General features: G+C 44.2%; 21 protein-coding genes. 4 read left to right on the top strand and 17 right to left on the bottom strand.

Features of this window, described 5'->3' with window-relative positions:
- Positions 1-5 precede the first annotated feature (5 nt).
- The 4 genes from J2T19_RS07890 to J2T19_RS07875 form a co-directional block, all read right to left on the bottom strand.
- Positions 6-464: an OsmC family protein gene (locus J2T19_RS07890; protein WP_307214441.1), complete on the bottom strand. Its 459-nt coding sequence runs from the start codon at positions 462-464 to the stop codon at positions 6-8.
- A gap of 43 nt (positions 465-507) precedes the next feature.
- Positions 508-1,275 carry a DeoR/GlpR family DNA-binding transcription regulator gene (locus J2T19_RS07885; protein ID WP_307214440.1) on the bottom strand — a complete coding sequence of 256 codons (768 nt, stop codon included), beginning with the start codon at positions 1,273-1,275 and terminating at the stop codon, positions 508-510.
- 183 nt (positions 1,276-1,458) lie between these two features.
- Positions 1,459-2,592: an NADH-dependent flavin oxidoreductase gene (locus J2T19_RS07880; protein ID WP_307214438.1), complete on the bottom strand. Its 1,134-nt coding sequence runs from the start codon at positions 2,590-2,592 to the stop codon at positions 1,459-1,461.
- Between the two features lie 389 nt (positions 2,593-2,981).
- The gene (locus J2T19_RS07875) at positions 2,982-3,659 is read right to left on the bottom strand and encodes an SOS response-associated peptidase (protein ID WP_145048304.1); all 678 of its coding nucleotides are present in this window, start codon (positions 3,657-3,659) and stop codon (positions 2,982-2,984) included.
- A 341-nt stretch (positions 3,660-4,000) separates the two neighbouring features.
- Here J2T19_RS07875 and J2T19_RS07870 point away from each other — a divergent pair, with 341 nt between their 5' ends.
- Both J2T19_RS07870 and J2T19_RS07865 read left to right on the top strand, forming a co-directional pair.
- Positions 4,001-4,522, top strand: coding sequence for a zinc metalloprotease (locus J2T19_RS07870; RefSeq protein WP_307214435.1), 522 nt, complete (start codon positions 4,001-4,003; stop codon positions 4,520-4,522).
- 53 nt (positions 4,523-4,575) lie between these two features.
- Positions 4,576-5,250 (top strand): hypothetical protein, encoded by a 675-nt coding sequence (locus J2T19_RS07865; RefSeq protein ID WP_307214433.1) that lies wholly within the window; start codon positions 4,576-4,578, stop codon positions 5,248-5,250.
- 158 nt (positions 5,251-5,408) lie between these two features.
- Here the strand turns inward: J2T19_RS07865 and J2T19_RS07860 are convergent, their stop codons facing one another.
- From J2T19_RS07860 to J2T19_RS07850, 3 genes are all read right to left on the bottom strand, one after another.
- A complete protein-coding gene (locus J2T19_RS07860; RefSeq protein WP_307214431.1) occupies positions 5,409-7,955 on the bottom strand; it encodes a beta-mannosidase in 2,547 nt (848 codons plus the stop codon).
- A 246-nt stretch (positions 7,956-8,201) separates the two neighbouring features.
- The gene (locus tag J2T19_RS07855; protein ID WP_307214429.1) at positions 8,202-9,227 is read right to left on the bottom strand and encodes a LacI family DNA-binding transcriptional regulator; all 1,026 of its coding nucleotides are present in this window, start codon (positions 9,225-9,227) and stop codon (positions 8,202-8,204) included.
- A 222-nt stretch (positions 9,228-9,449) separates the two neighbouring features.
- A complete protein-coding gene (locus J2T19_RS07850; protein ID WP_307214427.1) occupies positions 9,450-10,397 on the bottom strand; it encodes a DMT family transporter in 948 nt (315 codons plus the stop codon).
- A 165-nt stretch (positions 10,398-10,562) separates the two neighbouring features.
- Here J2T19_RS07850 and J2T19_RS07845 point away from each other — a divergent pair, with 165 nt between their 5' ends.
- A complete protein-coding gene (locus J2T19_RS07845; protein ID WP_307214425.1) occupies positions 10,563-11,438 on the top strand; it encodes a LysR family transcriptional regulator in 876 nt (291 codons plus the stop codon).
- A gap of 8 nt (positions 11,439-11,446) precedes the next feature.
- Here the strand turns inward: J2T19_RS07845 and J2T19_RS07840 are convergent, their stop codons facing one another.
- The 8 genes from J2T19_RS07840 to J2T19_RS07805 form a co-directional block, all read right to left on the bottom strand.
- Positions 11,447-12,187 (bottom strand): AAA family ATPase, encoded by a 741-nt coding sequence (locus tag J2T19_RS07840; RefSeq protein ID WP_307214423.1) that lies wholly within the window; start codon positions 12,185-12,187, stop codon positions 11,447-11,449.
- A gap of 21 nt (positions 12,188-12,208) precedes the next feature.
- Positions 12,209-12,412: a hypothetical protein gene (locus J2T19_RS07835; protein WP_307214421.1), complete on the bottom strand. Its 204-nt coding sequence runs from the start codon at positions 12,410-12,412 to the stop codon at positions 12,209-12,211.
- Positions 12,413-12,433: 21 nt separating this feature from the next.
- Complete coding sequence (locus J2T19_RS07830) at positions 12,434-12,916, bottom strand: tetratricopeptide repeat protein (RefSeq protein ID WP_307214419.1); 483 nt, start codon at positions 12,914-12,916, stop codon at positions 12,434-12,436.
- A 150-nt stretch (positions 12,917-13,066) separates the two neighbouring features.
- Positions 13,067-13,924, bottom strand: a complete 858-nt coding sequence (cyoE, locus tag J2T19_RS07825) for a heme o synthase (RefSeq protein WP_307214418.1) — start codon at positions 13,922-13,924, stop codon at positions 13,067-13,069.
- Between the two features lie 235 nt (positions 13,925-14,159).
- Complete coding sequence (locus J2T19_RS07820; RefSeq protein ID WP_307214416.1) at positions 14,160-14,726, bottom strand: hypothetical protein; 567 nt, start codon at positions 14,724-14,726, stop codon at positions 14,160-14,162.
- Between the two features lie 272 nt (positions 14,727-14,998).
- The gene (locus J2T19_RS07815; RefSeq protein WP_307214414.1) at positions 14,999-15,343 is read right to left on the bottom strand and encodes a DUF3243 domain-containing protein; all 345 of its coding nucleotides are present in this window, start codon (positions 15,341-15,343) and stop codon (positions 14,999-15,001) included.
- A gap of 96 nt (positions 15,344-15,439) precedes the next feature.
- The gene (locus J2T19_RS07810; RefSeq protein ID WP_307214412.1) at positions 15,440-15,985 is read right to left on the bottom strand and encodes an MFS transporter; all 546 of its coding nucleotides are present in this window, start codon (positions 15,983-15,985) and stop codon (positions 15,440-15,442) included.
- On the bottom strand, positions 15,982-17,412 hold the full coding sequence (locus tag J2T19_RS07805; protein WP_307214410.1) for an FAD-binding oxidoreductase: 1,431 nt from the start codon (positions 17,410-17,412) through the stop codon (positions 15,982-15,984). The genes J2T19_RS07810 and J2T19_RS07805 overlap by 4 nt, the downstream gene beginning before the upstream one ends.
- A gap of 141 nt (positions 17,413-17,553) precedes the next feature.
- Here J2T19_RS07805 and J2T19_RS07800 point away from each other — a divergent pair, with 141 nt between their 5' ends.
- Positions 17,554-17,742 (top strand): hypothetical protein, encoded by a 189-nt coding sequence (locus J2T19_RS07800; RefSeq protein ID WP_307214408.1) that lies wholly within the window; start codon positions 17,554-17,556, stop codon positions 17,740-17,742.
- Between the two features lie 123 nt (positions 17,743-17,865).
- Here the strand turns inward: J2T19_RS07800 and J2T19_RS07795 are convergent, their stop codons facing one another.
- Both J2T19_RS07795 and J2T19_RS07790 read right to left on the bottom strand, forming a co-directional pair.
- Entirely contained in the window at positions 17,866-18,795 is a 930-nt protein-coding gene (locus tag J2T19_RS07795) for an NAD(P)/FAD-dependent oxidoreductase (protein WP_307214406.1), read from the bottom strand.
- A 173-nt stretch (positions 18,796-18,968) separates the two neighbouring features.
- Positions 18,969-20,582, bottom strand: coding sequence for an S-layer homology domain-containing protein (locus tag J2T19_RS07790; RefSeq protein ID WP_307214404.1), 1,614 nt, complete (start codon positions 20,580-20,582; stop codon positions 18,969-18,971).
- Positions 20,583-20,663: the final 81 nt, after the last annotated feature.

The following is a 20,663-nucleotide window of genomic DNA, read 5'->3' as shown; positions in this document are numbered from 1 at the left end:
GCTGGTCACATCGGGCCAACACTTGCTTTAACAATTACGGGCTCTGTTTCAATGATTACATTCCCTGCTACAGCTCTTGAAATCATACAAGATTCCTCTGCCTTGTGAGCCAATCGCTCTGCCTTCATTTCATCAGACTCGGTGGCATCTGCTTGCAGTACAATTCTAGGTCGATGCACAATACGCTCATACGTAAAAATGTTATTCGTTACGTCCACCGTTGCCTCTGATTCCAGCGTCAATTCATGAGGTGTAATATCAGAACGCTCTAACATCGCTGCCAGCGTAATGACGTAACAGGTAGCGGCTGCTCCGAGCAACATTTCATCTGGGTTCGTGCCTGTTCCAGGGCCACCCATCTCCTGTGGGATCGAGATAACGGATTTCAGTCCGCCAGCATCAATATGCCCCTCACTATTGCGTCCACCATTCCATACAGCCTTTAAGTGAAAAGGATGCTTCATTACACATTCATTCCTTTCATACTACGATAGTTATTGTCAACGATTAGACTCGTATTAATTCAATCATTTGTTCTTCTAACATTCGAACCTGATCTTGATCCAAACCATAATCTGTGATTACTCTCGACACACTCTCAATCTGTGCTACCCGAGTAAATGCCTGTATATTGAACTTGCTTGAATCTGCTAGCAAAATAACCTCATCCGCAATACTTATCATCTTTTGCTTCACCAGAGCCTGCAATTCATTCGACTCGCTAATGCCCATGGTTAGATGAACACCTTTACATGATAAAAACACCTTGTCCACATGATACGCGTCCAAAGAACGTTCAGCCAGCGGCCCTACAAAAGAAAGGGACTTTGAGGCTAATTGACCTCCTGTCGCAATCACGCGAATCTGTTCCTTATTGCTAAGTTCTGCAGCCACTTTAATCGAATTCGTTAGAACTGTAAGTGGGATATTCGGTAATCCTGCCGCCATATACCAAGCTGTCGTACTCGCATCGAGGGCAATTCGATCGCCAGACTCGACCAGTTTGACTGCTTCATCTGCAATTCTACGCTTCTCCTCGGCATGGGTTACAGCCCGCTCCGGATATGGAATCTCCGGCTGCCCCTCATCTTTATATTTAATCGTGACCGCTCCACCGTGTGACCGCCTGAGTCTACCCGCCTGCTCCAGCTTGTCCAGATCTCGTCGTATCGTCTCTTCGGTTACACCGCAGCGCTCACTTAGCTCTGTAACGCGCATGCTCCCTTGTGCGTCCACCCATTCCACTATTTTCTCATACCGTTCCGCAACGAGCATATTCCTTCACTCCAAACCGCCTGATTATCCAAGACTTTTTTGTTCATCCATCATACCACAGTGCTCTTCGAAGGAGAATTTCGGAACCATGTCAAAAAAGAGGGAGCCTCTGCTCCCCCTTAATCTTCATGTGTCCTGCATTACTGAATCAGAATCAGCTATGATCGATTCTAACGGAATCTTTCATGATTGGTCATCGGCCATTGGGAACCATCCCGGTGTATGGATAATAGCATTCCACAAGCCATCTGGAATGACTAGACGCTCCTGATCCGATTTGGTCAGAATGGTCTCAATATCTTCCTCACGACCACTTTCAATCTTCTCTACCCAATCTGGCTCAATAATCAGCTCACGTCCAATGGCAAGCAAAGGTACACCACTCTCGAGCGCTTCAGCTGCTTGATCTGCTGTATGGATTGAACCTACACCGATAACTGGTAATTTACCACCTACACGATCAAGGATAAACTCCATTCTAGAGCGTGTATCTGCTTCACCACGTCTTGGTTTAGACCAGAACTCGTTCAGAGATACGTGCAAATAATCTAAGTTTTTCTCTTTCAATGCATCGATCAGTGCATACGTCTCTTCCATTGTCAGACCCGGTGTTTCCGGTTCTTCTGGTGAGAAACGATAACCAACGATGAATGGTAGTTTGGTATGTTTTGCCACAACCTCTTGAACCTCATCAACCACAGCAAGTGGGAACGTCAGACGTTTTTCAATATTACCGCCCCAGCGGTCTTCACGTCGATTGGAATGTGGCGAGAAGAATTGTTGAATCAGATATCCGTTCGCACCATGAATCTCAACACCGTCGAATCCAGCTTCAATCGCGCGACGTGTAGCTTCACCAAAATCCTTAATAATTGACGTAATCTCTTCATCGGATAGTTCTCTTGGTAATGGAGAGCCTGGACGCTCACTGGCAACTGCACTTGGAGCTACCACTTGACCTGCTGGAACAGCTTGTTCAGGAGTCAATCGACCTGCGTGGAAGATTTGCAATACGGCTTTGGAGCCTTGTTGTTTAATTGTATCTGCCAGACGTTTCAGCCCAGGAATGAAGCTGTCATCATAAGCTGCAAATTGTGCAGGGAAGCCGATGCCGTTCGGTGTGACATAGGTTACAGCTGTTACAGACATGCCGGCACCACCGGTACGACGAGCATAATATTCAAGCTCTGCATCGGATACGGTGCCATCGGCGTTGGAAGACATATGTGTCATTGGCGCCAATACAATCCGGTTTTTGAGAGCAATGCCATTGGGTAGAGAGACTTGTTCAAACATTTTGTTGAATTTTGGATTCATTTTGGGTTTCCCTCCTGAATATAAATATCTCTTTTAATAGATATATGAATACGTATTTCTTTTTACTGTAATTATTATAGTTACTATTCGATTGCATTTCAACTTTTCTTTTCTCAGCAGAACGAGCACCCTCTCCATTAAACGGAAATTCAGTCTCTCAAACCCGAAAAAAGGCGGAAAGCATAGGACGTGTCTCAAAACTCGCTGAAGTGCATCTTTCACCACATTTTGGCTCCCTGCTTCGTCATTTTCCCTTGACGCGCCCCACACGTCTTCGGAAAACTTCCTTGCTTGGAACGAAAATTCGGCTAATCCTGCGTCCTTCGGAGTTATCAGGCACACCCTAGAGACTTTCCGCCTTTAATGGGCTCTATATTGGTTGAGGTGGTTTAGTAGCTGCGCACATACGCGAGCTTCTGTTCTACCTCTTCTACGCATTCATAACAATCATGCTCATCATTCGCAACCATCGGTGTCACCGGGTACAGATGCATATCTGAACTATTGTATGACTTCAATAGTGGTAGAAGCTGCGTTACACGAGTGTTAGCCGGATCTAGCCATGTATCAATTTCTGTTTCCGACAAAATTGCCGGCATCTTGCTGCCAAACTCTCGGGTAACCATGTTGGCGCCTGTCATTAGCATCGTGCAGGTACGAAGCGGCTGTTTCCGTGTGTCTTTCCAAATCTCATACAATCCGGCAATTCCGAACAATCCGCGATCCGGCATAACGACACGAACAGCAAAGCTTTTTTTACCTTCTTGGCGCCAGTAAAAGAGACCGTTACATGGAATAACGCACCGTTTCGTTTCCACCAGTTTGTAATACGAAGGATTATCATGCACAGTCATTAGGTTCGCATTCACCGCATCACGTCCCCAAAATGGAATGAACCCCCAACGAAACTCATCCAATACACGCTCCCCATCCTGATGAAGAATGATTGGCGTGTGCTGGGTAGGACTGATATTATAACGGTTTTTGTAATAATACATCACTCGCTGTATCTTGAAATGATCTCTAACCTCATCTAAATCTGCTGCCAATGAAAATCGGTTGCACATGCTCAAGGCACTTCCTTTCCCTCTCTAAGTTGTTTGTATTGTTTGTATTCGGAGGGAAATTATGCATGTATAACTGCACAAAATACTTGTCTTATTCCATGCTTCTTCTTGAACTTCTAGCTTACATCGATTGTTAATAATCACAGATTCGGTATTCCCTAACATGTTTGTGAGCCTGTAATGATTCGACAGCAATCCAGATATTTAGACGAAATCAGCTTAATATTAATGAAAAAAAGAGAGATTAATCCTTTAAAACAGTGACTTCGGACTCATTTCAATAGATCAATTCCCTGTTACTCTAATAGAGTAAAATAATACATTTATTGGAGGTTTTAAGTATGAAAAGGAAAATTCTTATGAGCATCATGTTATTCTCAGCCCTCGCGATGTTTGGCAGTACAATCTACGCCGCAACCTTCTTGAATTACGGTTATCCCAGCTCCACCATTCCTATTCGACCTTATAATTACAATTCCACATGGCAAGCCCCGATGGACGCCTCAATTGTCAACTGGAACAACGCAGGTGCCAAAGTACAGTTCACCAAATCGACCAATTCCCCTAATACCATCACCGCTGGAAACTTCAATAACACTGCTTATGGTGTCAATTATGCTTCTGTATCAGGAAGTCAAGTCGTAAGCTTCCGCATTGAACTCAACGCTTCTACCATATCAGCAGACGCAACCAACTTATCTAACTTCATTCAGAGCGTGTTCGTGCACGAACTAGGCCACTCCGTTTGGCTTGGAGATAACCCCACTACGTCTAGCCCTTCCATCATGTCCTACACCCGTAATCGCAATTCTATGACCAAGCCGCAGACCTTTGATATCAACAATGTTAGATCCAGATACTAACGCCTCGATTTAATACCTCTCTACTAAACCTATTCCAAGGAGGAACTATATCCATGAGAAAAATCCAAATTTTAACGCTATTTGCCTCTTCAATCTTCATTCTGTCCACACTAGGTTGCTCTTCTGTCACGACCCAAACGGCATCAACGCCTCAGGCTCCGATCACTGTAATTGCTTCTGAAGACTTTCCGAGCTATTCCAGCATCAACGACCTCTCTGATCGAGCGGATACCATCATCAAAGGTAATGTGATTCAAACTCGTGTAGAAGCATTGAATGATAGGGTACAAGCTCCCGAGGCTGATCAGGAGAATACCCAAGAGGTTGTGTTAGATGCGGGAAATGAAGAGCCTGCTTTTGACAAAATCTACACCATTCATACGATTCAAGTTGCCGAATCCTACAAAGGTATATTCGTAGCAGGGGATACACTTGAAGTTAAACAACTGGGAGGACAGCTGAATAACACAGAAATTATCAATGATGACCACGTCTCACTGATTCCTACGAAGGATTATGTGCTCTTCCTTGAAACCTATGAAGACACACCCGCCAGTCTCCTCAACTCCATTCAAAGTCTGTATGTGATCAAACCGGCGAACAAATCCAGCCACTCTACAGAGCAACAAACGACATCTCCAGTGATTGTAAGTGCCAATCCCGAAAATGACCTCACGTTAAACATCGACCAACTGAACCAAATTCAAAGTGAAGAACAGAGCAAATAGCCGCAGGTTTATTAAGAGCTAAAACTTGCCAATGTTCTTTCACAACTGATGCCTATGCATACACTCTGAGTCTTACATATAAGAAAACGTGCTGCTTCGGTGAAAACGAAGCAGCACGTTTTTAACATTGAATACTGAAGCATTTATTTACATTTAAATTATAACGTAATAAAATCTGCCATCGAACGAACTTGAATGGTACCCGCAGACGATACTGCACTTGAATCTTGTAGTCCGGCTCTTGATGTAAACTTCACCTTAACAGGGATACCTGGAATGAGATCGAAGAAATTATCCGAGAAAACGCCTTCTGCTTCTGACGAAATCCATACTTGTTTAGCAAGAACATCACTTTCAAGTACGAGATGCACCGTATCGTTCTCCTTAACTTCTTTTACCTGAATCTGAGCCGGCTTCAAGCCGATATCCTTCGATGGAGCAAAATAGTGCTCTTGCACAATATCCGCCTGTCCTTCTTGCTTCAGATCAAGTCGAAGTAACGTTGTCGCTGGACTAAGCTCTTGTAACCATTCTGCATGATTGAGGGATAGCACTTGTTGGCCGGAATTCGGCGCAAGCGTTACCTCATGCTCTTCTTCACGATGTACAGTTCCATCAAATCCGATAAGCCGTAGTTGCAATGTTCCTTTCACAGCCTCCAGTTGATCAGAGATTAGATAGATATCCGTTGTATCTTCCTTGGTACCATCGACTGAAATCAGTACATCACTGAAGCTGCGTTTCGCGTAGTACTGCAATGCTTTCCAACGACCGAGATAATCCATACCTGCCCATGAAGCTACAGGCCAACAATCATTCATTTGCCAGTAGAGCGTACCCATGCAGTACGGTTTGCGGCGACGATGCGCTTCAATAGCTGTCTTCATCGCTTCTGCCTGAAGAACTTGACTCATATACAGGAACGATGGGAAATCCTTCGGTTCGTGCATGTACATATCCATGTACTGTTTAATCAGACGATTGCCTGCACCATTCTTCTGGTGAGCCAGCATCACTTCGGATTCAAGAGCCAGATCCTCTTCCTCAGCATAGGTACGAACTGATTTATATTCAGGGAAGGATTGGAATCCATATTCACTCATGAAGCGGCCAACGTGAACATTATAGTTCTCAAATGGTTCAACACTATGCCATACGCCCCAATAGTGGATGTCTCCTTCGGTTGTTGACGGATGCGCATGTTGTTTCTCGTCATCTGTCAGAGATACAAGCGGTGAGGATGGCCAATAATCAATACCAGGTGCATAGGCTTCCACTACTTCTGGCAATAGATCATGGAAAACGGCTTTGTAATCTGCCCAGATGCTCTCGCGTTGCTCTGTATTGAAGTCTTTCTTCCAGCCCCAGCCACCATTCTCATTGAAGTGAGCCCACGCTGAATCTATCTCATTGTTACCACACCATAATGCAATACTAGGGTGGTTACGCAGACGTTTAACATTATCAATCGCTTCGTGTCTCACACTATTTAGGAACGCTTCATCTCCAGGGTACATACTGCACGCGAACATGAAGTCCTGCCATACCAAAAGGCCGTATTCATCACACAAATCGTAGAATATATCCTCTTCGTAGATACCCCCGCCCCATACTCTTAACATGTTCATATTGGACTCCGCAGCGGAGACAATCTCATGGCGATATCGTTCAGCCGTAATTTCGGTAATGAAGCTATCGTTCGGAATATGGTTAGCCCCTTTGGCAAAAAACGCCACGCCGTTTAACTCAAAATAAAAGGACGCCCCAACCTCATCTTTATCACGAACCAAACGAATCGAACGAATCCCCGTCTTAACCGTTGATTCCGCCAATACACGCTCTCCAGCAAGCACTTCTGTCACAAAAGTATACAAATGTGCTTCACCAAGTCCGCGGCTCCACCATAATTTCGGTTGATCAATCGTAACAGGAACTTCTACGGTCTGTAGGCCTGCCTTTAACGTTACAGCCTGTTCCCAGACCTGACCATCTGTATTGATCCGAATGACGGCATCACCCGCATGATCTGCATCGATCTCTACTACAGCGGTTAATGAAGCGATCGAAGCGCTCACTTCCTGTTGCTGAATAAATACATCATTAATTCGCACCTCAGACCAGCCTTCTAACCGAGCCTCACGCCAGATGCCACTTGTTACAAACCGTGGACCCCAATCCCATCCATAATGATATGGAGCCTTCCGGGCAAAAATACTCACCTTTTTGTCTCCGAGTTCGCCTACATCCGATTGATCATTTGCTGCAGGCAGTGCGTATCCAAGCTTCTCCAGCTTAGGCAGGTCTTCCTGAATCGGAGAACGGAAACGAATTCTAAGTACATTATCTTGCGCTTTGACAACCGCTTTCACATCAACGTTCCACACACGAAACATATTGTCAGCAGACAACACATGTTGATCATTCACATACACATCGGCATACGTATCTAGTCCATCGAATACAAGCTCCAGATGCTCCTGTGCAAATAACTTCTCTTGAACATCAAATTTCGTTTGATACTCCCAATCTTTCTTATCAATCCATTGAACCTCTTTCTCATTCGTTCCATAGAACGGATCTGGAATCTTCCCCAGCTTCAGCAAATCCGTATGTACACAGCCCGGCACCTGTGCGGGTAACCATTCTTGATCCTCGCATGCCTTAAACGTCCAGTTCTGAATAACCTGTGATTGTATCGTACTCATCATAGCCTCCGTTATGAATAAAGTTTTTTTGCAAACATAAGCGAAACATTTTGTTAGGTTTTGTTATTATAAAACGAATAACTTACAAAACAAAAATAACATGTCACCCTCAGAATAGTCAACAGTGGTTTTGTGATTGGCCTACATTAGGGATACTTGGCAAACAAAAAAAGACATCAGGCTGCATCTTGCCTATGTCTTTGTGGAACTTCTGTTCATTTTTGCAGTGAATCCTATACGCTTAATCTACAGTAGTTTCGTCTGATGCATATCACGTACAACTAACTCTGAATAAATTAACTTGCGCTCAAAAGGCTGATTGGGGTTTTCAATTCGCCACAATAAATGATCAACCGCTCTCTTACCAAGATGCTCCTTATCAATATGGATGGTAGCCATTATCGGCTCCTCAGCCCTTGTATTGTCAAAGCCAGTAACAGAGCAGCGTTCTGGGACATCAATCCCTTTATTTTTAAGGGCACGTAGCACGACCACAGCCGTAAAATCATTGGCACAGACAAAAACCTCGGGAAGATCTTCCATCTCCATTTCATCAATCGCCTTTCGAATATGTTCATTGTTTGGCCCAAGTAGTCCAGGCTGCTGATTGGAATGAATCTGCATCTCTTCCAGCACGGAACGATAGCCTAACCAGCGCTCTCTGAAACTCGCTGCATCAGGCAGCTCACCGACAAACTGAAAGTGCCTGTACCCTTTGCCAATCAGCATAAGCACGAGTTCTCTCATACATTTGACATTGTCCGTGAACACAGTGTCGGCATGAACCGCTGGTTCCTCATGATCCACCATCACAAGCGGAATTCGCAACCGATAGATCTCTAGTAATACAGAAGTAGAAATCGCACCCACCGTGATAATTCCCCTGATCGCTTCTGGATTCAGCACAGAGAACATCCGATCTGATGAAGGTTCCGTTAGGGTTAATATGTCTAACCCCATCTCATTCAAACGAGTTGAAATACCGTCGAAAACTGGTCCCCAGTAGAGGGAAGAGCGATTCTGTGATCGAATATTAGGGAACAGCACCAAAATGGTTCCTGTGTTATCTGCAATATGATCCGTCTCTACTGCCTGTTCGATCGGATAACGTTTCGGTTCAGCCTTGAAGTAACCTAACTGAGCTGCTGTCTTAATAATCATCTCCCGTGTGTACTCACTTACCCCTGGCTTACCTGTTAGAGCACGAGAGACAGCAAACTTCGATACCCCGGCAGCATCGGCAATTTGCTGCATCGTTACCTTTTTAGCCATACGACTCACCCGTTTTCCCTTATTTTCATCCAGTGTAGCACAAAAACGAGGATTCAACAAAACAAGTTATTATTTTGTTTGGTTGTTAGGGCAATATTTTTTTTCGAAAAGCATATTTGACAATCCATTATTAGTTTTAAAATGCAAAACAAAAAAGTGGAGATCTCTTCATTTGAATGAAAAGATTCCCCACCTCTTATATATCACTAACGATGCGATCGACTACACGCCAGGTGCTCCCCGTTCTCCAAATTCTGTAGGTATACTAGGTTGCTTGCGACGCCAGAACATCAGTTCAACGGCTTTGATCTCGGTAATTAATACACCAACCAACATGAGTGCTGCTCCTGTGTATCCTTGTAGCGTTAAGGTTTCTCCTTGAAAACTAAAAGCAAACGCAGCGGCAAATAGCGGCTCTAAAGAGAATATTAGACTTGTCCGAGTCGGCGAAGCATGACGCTGCGCTAATGTCTGCAATATATAACCAATACCGCTGCACAACACACCCAATCCTAGAATCGCCGCCCAAGACTCAGGTGAATCCGGCAGACGAGGACTCTCGAACAAAAAGGTTGCCGCAATACCCCATATAGCAGCAACCCCTAGTTGCACCGTTCCCAGCGTTAAAGGGTCATGCTTCGGTGTGAATTTACCAGCGATCATAATGTAGATCGCGTAGATCAATGCTGCAACAATACATAGGATATCTCCGGTATGTAAGCTGAGCTCGTGCTGAAGAGTCAACAATCCCAGCCCAGTAACGGCAACAATGATACTCATCATGAGACGTCTATCTGGCATACGTCTATGAATAATGGTTGTTAGAATCGGTACAAAAATAACAGCTAAACTAATCAAAAAACCAGCCTGTGATGTCGTTGTTCGTTGTACGCCATATGTAATGAATACAAATGCTGCAAATAATGCTGTCCCCATAACCGTCCCTGCTACAAGTGTACCGATATCCATTCGAAATAACCTACGGTGAAAAATAACGGCGGCAGCAATAAATGCAATTGCAAACCGGAAAGCGACTAAGTTTAATTCCTGCATCGATTCCAGTCCAGATTTCATAAATAAATACGATGATCCCCAGATAACGGTTGCGAGCAACATCTGAATGTCAGCTCTTCTCGCTCCAATCATAGGTTTACTGCTTACTCTACTCATTCTACGTCTACCTTCATTCTGTATAATCTTATCTGCTTATATGTCAGCGCAAATGAATTCGCCTTGGCAAGTATAAACGATCTCTTTGCATTATTAAAATGAATAATTATAATGATATACATGAAATAAATTCATGTAATTTGAATCGAGAGGAATCATGCGCTCATGTCGTTAATCAAATACGAAATTTTCAATACCATCGCGGAGTATGGTAGCCTTACCAAAGCGGCAGAAGCACTTAATATCACGCAATCGGCTGTTAGTCATGCGATCGCCAGTCTGGAGAAAGAGTGTGGATTCCCTCTACTAAGCCGAGGACGTTCAGGGGTTCGCATTACAGTTGAGGGTGAACGAGTTCTGGGATATACACGCGAGATTCTGCGCTGGACAGAATTAATGAATCAAGAAATTTCCTTGATCCGGGGGGCTGAGGTGGGTACCGTTCGCATTGGAACATTCGCCAGTGTTTCAACGCAATGGCTGCCTGGAATTCTTACGCAATTTCGGCTGCGTCATCCCGGAATCGAGATCAAGCTATGGGAGGGTGATTATGCAGAAATCGAGGGTTGGCTTGCCGGTGGGGCGATTGATCTTGGATTTTTGTCCCTTGGTGAAACTACACCCTATGAAACGATTCCATTACAAAAAGACAGGATGATGTGCATCCTGCCTCTAGATCACCCCCTGGCTCACAACACATCTGTTAATTTCGATGTATTACAGGAACAACCTTTCATTTTGCCGAAGTGGGGCGGTGACAACGAAATTGAGCGTTTAATTCGTATGCATGCCGTGAAACTGAACGTGATTTACGAAGTAGCCGAGGATCAAGCCATCATGGCAATGGTTCGGAATGGGCTTGGAATCAGCCTGCTGCCTGAAATGGTGGTACAGGGTCACACCGATGAGTTCGCTCTTGTCCCCATCACAGGTGAGCCTTATCGCACGATTGGTATCGCCTGTACCTCACTCGGTAATCTCGCACCCGCATCACGTCGGTTTATTGAAACGGTGCAAGAATGGTTGCCGCCGTCCAACTAGGACATGCCCTAGTCCTCGAACAACTGCTTAAAATACCGTTCTCGGTAATTAAGAAAGTCACGGGTCAGTTGAAAGTGCTCCGTATCTTCATATGCCACTTCCATAATCCCTTCTTCGCTGAACTCGTATATGCAAGCACCTGGATAAGACATTAATATGGGGGAGTGCGTCGCGATGATAAATTGCGACCCACTACTCTCCATCTCATGGATCATCCGTAACAAGACAAGCTGGTTCTGAGGCGATAGAGCAGATTCGGGCTCATCCAATAAATACAGGCCTTTTGTACTCAGACGATTGGTTAGAAATTCAAGAAATCCCTGACCATGTGATCGCACATTCAAAGACTTCCCTCCGTACGGCGCGTATGCGCTCTTGCCAACGTCAGGATCATCTGCGAGTTCATCAATATACTTGGCAAATGTGTCAAAGGTTTCAGCACGAAAATAAAATCCCTGCTTCACTCTCGGCATCCATTGCAGGTTCAGAATGGTGGATAACGAGGCATCGTCTTTTTCATTCGTAATAACCAGATCCTTGCCACCCACAATGCTAAAACCACAGCTTACGCCGATTGATTCGAGCAGTGTCGATTTGCCTGAACCATTCTCCCCTACCAGGAAGGTTACATTATGTCTGAATTCCAGTTCATCTAGATTACGTAATGCGGGAATGTGATAGGGGAACACGTTTTGTTGTTCCGGTGGGCAATCTTGCCAGCGAAGTACGACTTTTTTAAGAAAAGGCATGCGGATACCTCCCTAATTCAATTATGAACCTTCGCTTACAAACTGAAGGACACCAATCGTCATCATTAGAACCAAAATAATTCCGAACGTAATACCAACACCGATTAGGAATTTCGCGACTGGTGATTTCTTATGTTTCTGTTGTGCAATTTCCAAGCGATCCAACTTCTCTTCCATCCGTTCTAATCTCTCGTTCATTGGCTCTGTTTCTTGTTCTGATCTCATCGTACTCCTCCGTTCTCTTTCTTACTCCCACACGCGATCAAGTTGATCTGCGTAATAACGAATGGCTTTCTGATAATCAACAATATTTGAATCGTTAGACGTATCTGCCAATTGGATCAGCAGACGTTGCATTGCTTCGGTATGTTTACCGAGATTATATAAAACCATGGCATAAAACACTTCAAATTCACGACGTTCAGGGAATAACTGGATCCCTTGAGCCAACCACTTCTCAGCTTGTGTGTACTCCCCTAATGTTCGATACGTGCTCCCCAAACCAAGAATAGCTCCAGCTTGGTCTTCCTTGTCTAGTCCAAGCTGTATCGCCTTTTCGTAGTATGGAACAGCGTCTCGCTCCAAGCCTAGATTGTCATGTGCCCATGCGAGCTGATACCATGCCTGAGCATGAGTGGGCTCCTGATTCGTTATTTTTTTCAATAATACAATCGCCTCTTCGGCTTTTCCCTCTTGTCTTAACGCAATAGACTGCTGTAATTCATTCATCTCTATGCTCCGTTCTCCCATAAACATCCTTTTATGTACATCTTATCATTATACACTAAAAAAGCACCCCAAGGAGGATTTACAGACAACAAAGGTTGTCCATATATTCTCCACAGCATGCTTTTAGAGGTTATTTACAGAGACTACTCGCTACGACCAAGTTGTATTAGCCACCATCACGATAAATACCACCATCAGGTAATTGACCGAGATCAAAAAATTAATTTTGGCCCATTTCTCCGTATCCTTCGTATTGATTCCAGTCAACGTATGAACTAACCAGAGAAGTCCGCCGCCTAGAGCTACGATCAGAAATACCAAACCTACATAATTGTAGTAATACAGTAGGAACACCGAGGGTAGCAGCAGTAATACATAAGGAATCATCTGTAGCTTCGTGCGCTTCACACCTTTGACAACAGGCAGCAATGGAAAACCTGCCGCACGATATTCCTCTACCCGGCGAATGCCAAGTGACCAGAAATGAGGCGGCTGCCAGAGAAACAACAAAGCGAACAGCAACCATGCACCGACATCAATTTGATTCGTCACAGCGCAGTAACCAATAACTGGTGGCATTGCACCTGCGATTCCCCCAAGGGATGTACTCCAGGTCGAGCTACGTTTGAGCCAGATGGTGTAGATCGCAATGTAAGCAAACCATCCCCCCAAGCCGAGCCATGCCGACAACGGATTAACCATAACATACAATACGATGAACCCTGCGACACCAAGTACAATTCCGTACCAGAGAACAAACGAAGGCTTGAGATGATTAATATACTCAATCCGCTTCTTCGTCCGTTCCATCTTCTGATCCAGTTCCCGATCCCAATAGTTATTAATAACACAAGCTGAGGCAATGACCAATGTTGATCCAATCACGACCATGAACAAGGATAACCAAGAAATATCCCACTTTGAAGCAACCCAGAAGCCTACGGCTACCGCAAAAACATTCAACCGCAGCAATCCAGGTTTTGTTAACGCAATCATGTCTTTAAGCATGACCATCCCCCTGAAGATATGTAAAAAAACCATTCTTCTAATGATACCTGTACCTACAATGAATTACAATCTTCTTCGATTATTTGTCATATCTGAGCCCTTTTCATAACGCTTTTATCATTGATTTTGTAACGATTTGGAAATAGCTGAAAGTACTATGGAATGGTTTCAACAAAAAAGCATTCCTAACCGCTCTTGTCGAACGGAAGGAATGCTTCAATCTTGTCCTTTACCTTTAAGGAATATACTGTTGAACAATTTTGACCACTTTGCCGTCTTGCACCGTCAGGTGATATGGAAATACAGCAAGATCCAAAATATCTTTTTTGTCGTACACTGTTTCGAATGTACTCAGTTCAATTGGCTCATTCCATTGAATATCTGCACCCTGAATCGTTCCATCCCGATCATACAGTTGCATCAACACCTCGGCATCTGCACTCACTTCAAACTTCTCCTGCTCCTCATTATCATTGACGATATAATACCCATCAGGAGCACCGTCTAGACCCGAGTTCGGATTGCGTTGTTCAAACACTTTATCTGCTTCTTCACCTTGATACCAGCCAATTTTATCGACAACAAGATAAAGCTTGCCGTTCTCCTGCTGTAGATCGTCTACATAGGCTGTAAACATCTCAGAGTTGTTAGCCTGAACTTGCTTGGCAGCAGCTGGATTAGCAGTTGCATTCTCCTCTGCATTAGCAGGTGTTAATACATATGTAGCAATCACAATCATGCCCAGCACCGCAACCGCAATACCCAGCATTCGTAGTTTCCATTGTTTCGCCGCGTTCTTCATAGGCAGCATCTCTCCTTATATGAACGTTACTATTCCTTAACCGTAAGCCTTCCCTCTCAAACGCTACATGAGTTAATCAGTTGATTCTAACTTTCTATATCATACGTGAAGTCGATATTGCAAAAGTATCAGCCAGGTGAAAAATAGTTACAATGAACGTTACCACTCTCTCCTTAATTACGATAATGAACGGACAATACTGAGAACGGTAATGAAGTCAGAATAAATGAAAGACCTTGGATGTTCTCATCCAAGGCCTCTATTGTTAACGACTATTGTGTACGCTGCGCTAAGCGGACGAGCATATGGGCAAGCATATGACGCTCCTCTTCCTTACCCACATTCCACAGCTCCTGCAGCAATTTCTCTTCCCGGTTGCGCGGCTCTTCCTTCGCAGCCAGATAATCGGCTACTTTCTCAGCGATTTTGGCCATTTGTTCTTCACCCAATCCGATGGACTCTCCAACGGCAATACGTTTTCCGAGATATTCCTTAAAGGCATCAAAGTTTTCTAAAATGTTATCCCTCTGTTCAGAAGGAATTTTGTTGATTGCACCTTCTACTTGTTCTGTAGCGACCTGCCCATCTTTATGAATAACATGGTTGTTTTCAGTCATTCGGAATTCCTCCTTGAGCGTAATTAATATATCTACTTATAATATAAACCTCTGCTCAAAGATTAATCAGCCAGTGCTACATGCTACTTTTTACCATCACTTCATTTCCACTGAAGATGTAGATCTCCCGACAGCCCATGCCCCACCTACGTATAACGCTGCGCTCAGATAAAATAAGACATCTATCGTGAGCCAATCAATCAGCACTCCTCCCAATATGACAGCAAAGCCTGAAGCCGCCGATGTCCAAAAATGATAGTTCCCCATCGCCTGTCCACGCTGACCCGGCAAGGTATGATCCGCTAGTAGTGTACGCTCACTCATACGTTGCATTGCATTACACAAGCCCATGACCATCTGTAATATCAATACCCATATATACGACAAGACCCATGGAAAGGCGATCATGGCAACCGCCATGCCTAGTGAACTAACGATAAGCCATTGCTTCGCATGTTGATCTAAACGAGGTGCGAGCCATTGGGAAGCTGCTGCGGAGCTGATCGTAAAGACGGCAAAGGCTAGACCGTATTTCGAGAAGCTATTGCCTAGATTTTTGAGAAAAAGCAAATAATACGGGTAGATCATACCTGATGCCAGGGTGACGATGCTCTGTGAGCGGACAAGCCATTGAATATTCATTTACGTTCCCCCCCATACTGCTCCATAAAATAATTCATAAACCGGTGCTCAGGATCATATCGTTCTTTGGCCGCAAAAAAAGCCTGCTTATGCTGATATGCTTGTTCGAATTGCTCTGACGTGGCATAAGCCTCGTAAGGCAAATAATATGTACCGCCATGCGCAATAGCTACATCAATGATTCGCTGAAGGCCAGTTTTGAACGTCGTCTGCTCTTCCTTTGATAAAGAAGCGTGAAAAAGACAGACCAGCCCAAACATATCCTGTGTCGCATACGAGAGCATAGCCTCTTCATCCTGTTTCACGTAACGTACCGTTATATTGAGCAAATCCAGCTCTTGTTCGGATACAATCTTCCCCATCTCTTGCACAAAGGCTGGAAATTCATCAATCGGGATAAAATATTCTTGAAGCAGGTCGTTGCTTCCAGGCTGATGGTACTCCATAAATGCGGAGGGAGACGCCATTGCATTATTGCGGCTGATCCGCTGACCATCCTGAGACTCGAGATAACGTTGCTGTAATTGCCAGAATCCGTCCTTTGCCCACGGAAATTCTCGGTTTAGATTAAACAGGATCTTGGCCGGTAATACACCCTGCTCTCGCTTGGCAAGTTGATTGTAATGATTCAAGTCACCTTCAGAATCTAAAGCGTAATTGATGGCATACATATTCTGAAAATAGCCTTCACCCGGTATCAACGAAATGCGTGCCAGATGCATCCGCATACTCGAATCCCCTAAGATGTCTTTACGGAAATACGCCGGATAATCTTCGACGAGAAGCTGATCCGTTGTCAAATGATATAATTCATCATCGGTTAACGTTAACGTGACGTCTAGTATTACACCAAACAACCCATATCCACCTAATGCCAAAGAAAACAGTTCGGCATTCTGCGTACGACTGACTTCACGAATCTGACCGTCTGCGGTTAGCAGCCGAAAGGATTCGACACTCTCCATTAATGTTCCGTTACGGAGTTCACGTCCATGGGCATTTACACTAATCGAGCCACCCACCGTAAATATATTTTGGGACTGCATACTTTTCACAGATAATCCATAGGAATTAATCGCCCGTTGTACATCTGCCCAGGTTGCTCCCGCTTGTACTGTTATTTTCTTCGCATTAGGCAGAATCTCAAGTACCCGATTATACGATGTCATATCAATTACAATTCCATCCTCGTAGTAAGTATGGCCTCCTTGGCTATGTCGTTGCCCGGCAATCGATACGGTCAGATTATGCTTTTGGGCGTCCTGTAGTAGCTTAATTAGCTGCTCTTCCTCTTGTCCTGGTACAATGCGCTCCACCTTTACAGGATGCAGACGACTATAATCAGTGATTAGATAAGGGTCTTGATCACTTCCACTCGTTCTCCAATAAGACCAAATACATAACATCGCCAGTATTAGGAGTATCACACCTTTTTTGACCACTTACACTCAATCCCTCCGTTTACCACGTTTCAAATGAAACGAATTGGTTAATCGTTTACATATAGATTACAACAATTGCAGATGTTAGGTATACCTTGTACTTCATATCAGAAGGAGGAACAAATGATGAGTGAGTCAAAAAAAGATAAAACGAATAAAAATCTCAAACCTGGTGTAAACACCATCTTACACCCCGACCAAGATAATCCGGGGCCAACGGACATGATTGAGAATGCTGTAGGGGACATTGTAGACAATATAGCTCACCCCAAAAAGAATTCCAAAAATGAACAAATTGATAAAAAAGATTCATAAAACTGGCTACAGAATCGAAAAAGTCCTTCTACCCTATCCAGGGTAAAAGGACTTTTTCTTCTTCATTATTTCCAATATCGACTGCAGAATTTTGTGACATCAATTACAGATCATTTTTACCGATTAGAACTGGCTTACCTTTGATTCCTTAGCAATTCGCTGCAATTCCTTGTGAATCCAGATCGCCGCAATGGCTCCTTCTCCCATCGCTACTGTCGCTTGTTCGGCGTGCACACCGAGATCCCCTGCAATCCAAACATTCGGAGCTGCTATCATTGTACGTGGGTCAGCTTTCACATGTCTATTGTCAGCAATCTCCGCACCCAATTGCTCTGCTAATTCATAGTGTACCCGGTTGCCTCCAAAAGCGATAAAACCGCGCTCAGATTCATACATTTGACCATCATCTGTTAGAATTCCTGTAATATAACCATCTTCTGATTGCTGCACTTCCTGCACAGTGGCTTCCAGATAACGAATTCCCTCTTCCTTCATTCTACGATGAAGCTCAGCCGAGATCTGCTTATGTTCATGATTCACATATAACAGATCGTTGGTTCGTTTAATTAATACTAGTGCCATATTCGCACCAGCTTCTCCAGAACCTAATAAGACGGTCTTACGATCTTGTATTTCATAGCCATCACAATCTGGGCACACATACACCGTCTTGCCAAGTGTTGGGTTTAACCCCTGAATGTCCGGTATTCGATCAGAAAGTCCAGTAGCTAGTAGAACGGTGCTCGTTTCGAATGTCATCCCATTATCACCGGTAAGCTGAATACGTTCCCCTTTCCGCTTAGCTTCGATCACACGACCCTTTTGAAATTCAACTCCGGTTCGTTCTGCCTGCATTCTACCTTTGGCTCGTAACTCTTCTCCAGAAATGCCGTCAGGATAACCAAGAATATTGTGATAGGTCCGGCACAGGGTGGATCGTCCTTCACCCGCATCAATGACAAGCACACGATGTGTGCTATAGCGTCCCAGCTGGATAGCTGCCTGAAGCCCTGCAATTCCTCCGCCTACAATAATGCAATCATAATTCTGCATGCTCTCTCTCCTCCAATGCTATCAACTTCAATTCTTCTATGTGTAGTTTCATAAAACCCTTATATTCATTAAACCAACTACATTAACTCAAACGCCTACCTATAGTTTGTTCCAAAGCAAACAACCCAAACCGTCCCCGAGCAACTCGGTTCATTTGGGTTGAATTTTGATATTTAAAATACATATGACTCAAAACGATTAGCATTTGAGATGGCGTTCCACACATCTGAGGTTTCTCCACCCATATACCAGTACGCTAAACCAGCAATATTCCTTGCTGTGCTCATCCTCACTTTCGCAGTTAAAGAACGGCTATCTTCTGCCCAGATATATCGTGGAATACCGCTACTTGAATAACCAATTACATACTGTGCCAAATTAGCATTCCATTGTCTCACAGAGCCTTGAGCCTTGGCTCGTATGCCTTGCTCCCCAAGCGTAATATCCCATGAACTTGTAGCTGGGTTCCGTGATGACCAATCTCGTGTGTAGAGCGGAAGTGCCAATATTACTTTGGAGCGTACCACGTCAGTAAGCATGGTCTCTAATCCTTTTTCTACCCATGGCAGCGATGCAACCGAACCAGCAATGGGGTCACCATTCCAATGCTCTTCATATCCCATCAGTACCATGTAATCAGATACTGCCCCTAACCTAGCGTAATCAAATGCCGCTGTCCAATCGGTTCCGAGATTAGGAGACACATCCACAGATATAACAGCACCTATGGCATGTAGAGATGCCGCCAGGGATGTGACAAATGAAGTCAACCCCTCTCGATCAGCAGGCTGTACATTTTCAAAATCTACATTAATGCCATGTAAATCATATTTTTTCACATATGCAACCACCTGGGATATCACATTAGCTCGATTTGTAGTACTAGATAACATCTGATGGGTCAGTGTCGGATTCGAACGATTCCCCAGAAGAGGCCACACCTCCCGCCCCGTAGACCTTGCCCACGTTAACAATGTTGAATCGGTATGGTCTGTCACCTGCATACTGCTATTCAGGAAGAACCATCGAGGCACGAGTGTGTTCACTTCCGATTGTTGCACCTGTTGCTTAAATTCTGCTGTAGTTGAATCATATTGCCAGCCAAGTTGAATCCCCAATTGATCTGCTGTTTGCAGCTGCTCAGACCATGCTTTATTCTGCAGAATCGCATTAAGCATAACCGCTGCCTCTTCTCTAGTCACCTGATCGTGTGGTCGGAAGTATCCATCACTGCCTCGCATTAAACCTAATTGATAGACTACCTGCACATAAGGTTTAGCCCACGTTGATATAAGGGATGAATCTGCATAAGTATAAGGAAGTAGTCCTGTAGAGCCTGCCTGTTGCTTCAGCATTCTTACGAGTAGTGTTGCTGCTTCCTCTCTCGTAATGTTGGCATTAGGTTGAAATATTCCTTGACCCTTTCCTTCCATAATATTAAGGTTTGTCATCGCAGAGATATTGCCATAATACCAAGCATTTGAACTCGTATCCTGATAGGGATTCAGATTGTTTTTTACTGGCTGGAGTCCCAGTACTCTAACTGCAAAAGTGGCAAATTCAGCTCGGGTCACTGCTTTCTTAGGCTCAAATGTACGGTCGGTGGTACCCGCGGCAATTCCCTTATTTACTAGATTCATAATAGCAACACGAGCATAACTATTGCTGATGTCTTGAAATTGCTGCGTAGCACCCGCAACTTGAACCGCGTTAATGTTGTAACTCGTCACCGAGCCAAGCAGAACCACGCCACTCAATACCAGCTTTAATATTCGTTTATAGGTCAATTTCTTTATTCCATTTATCACATTAAAAAGCCTCGCTTCATTGGAGTACGATCATAGATCATCGTACCAAATTGAAGCGAG

The organism is Paenibacillus tundrae, from assembly GCF_030812775.1.
Classification (GTDB): Bacteria; Bacillota; Bacilli; order Paenibacillales; family Paenibacillaceae; genus Paenibacillus; species Paenibacillus tundrae_A.
Note: the sequence above shows the minus strand (reverse complement) of the source record. Positions and strands in the feature narration are given on the sequence as shown.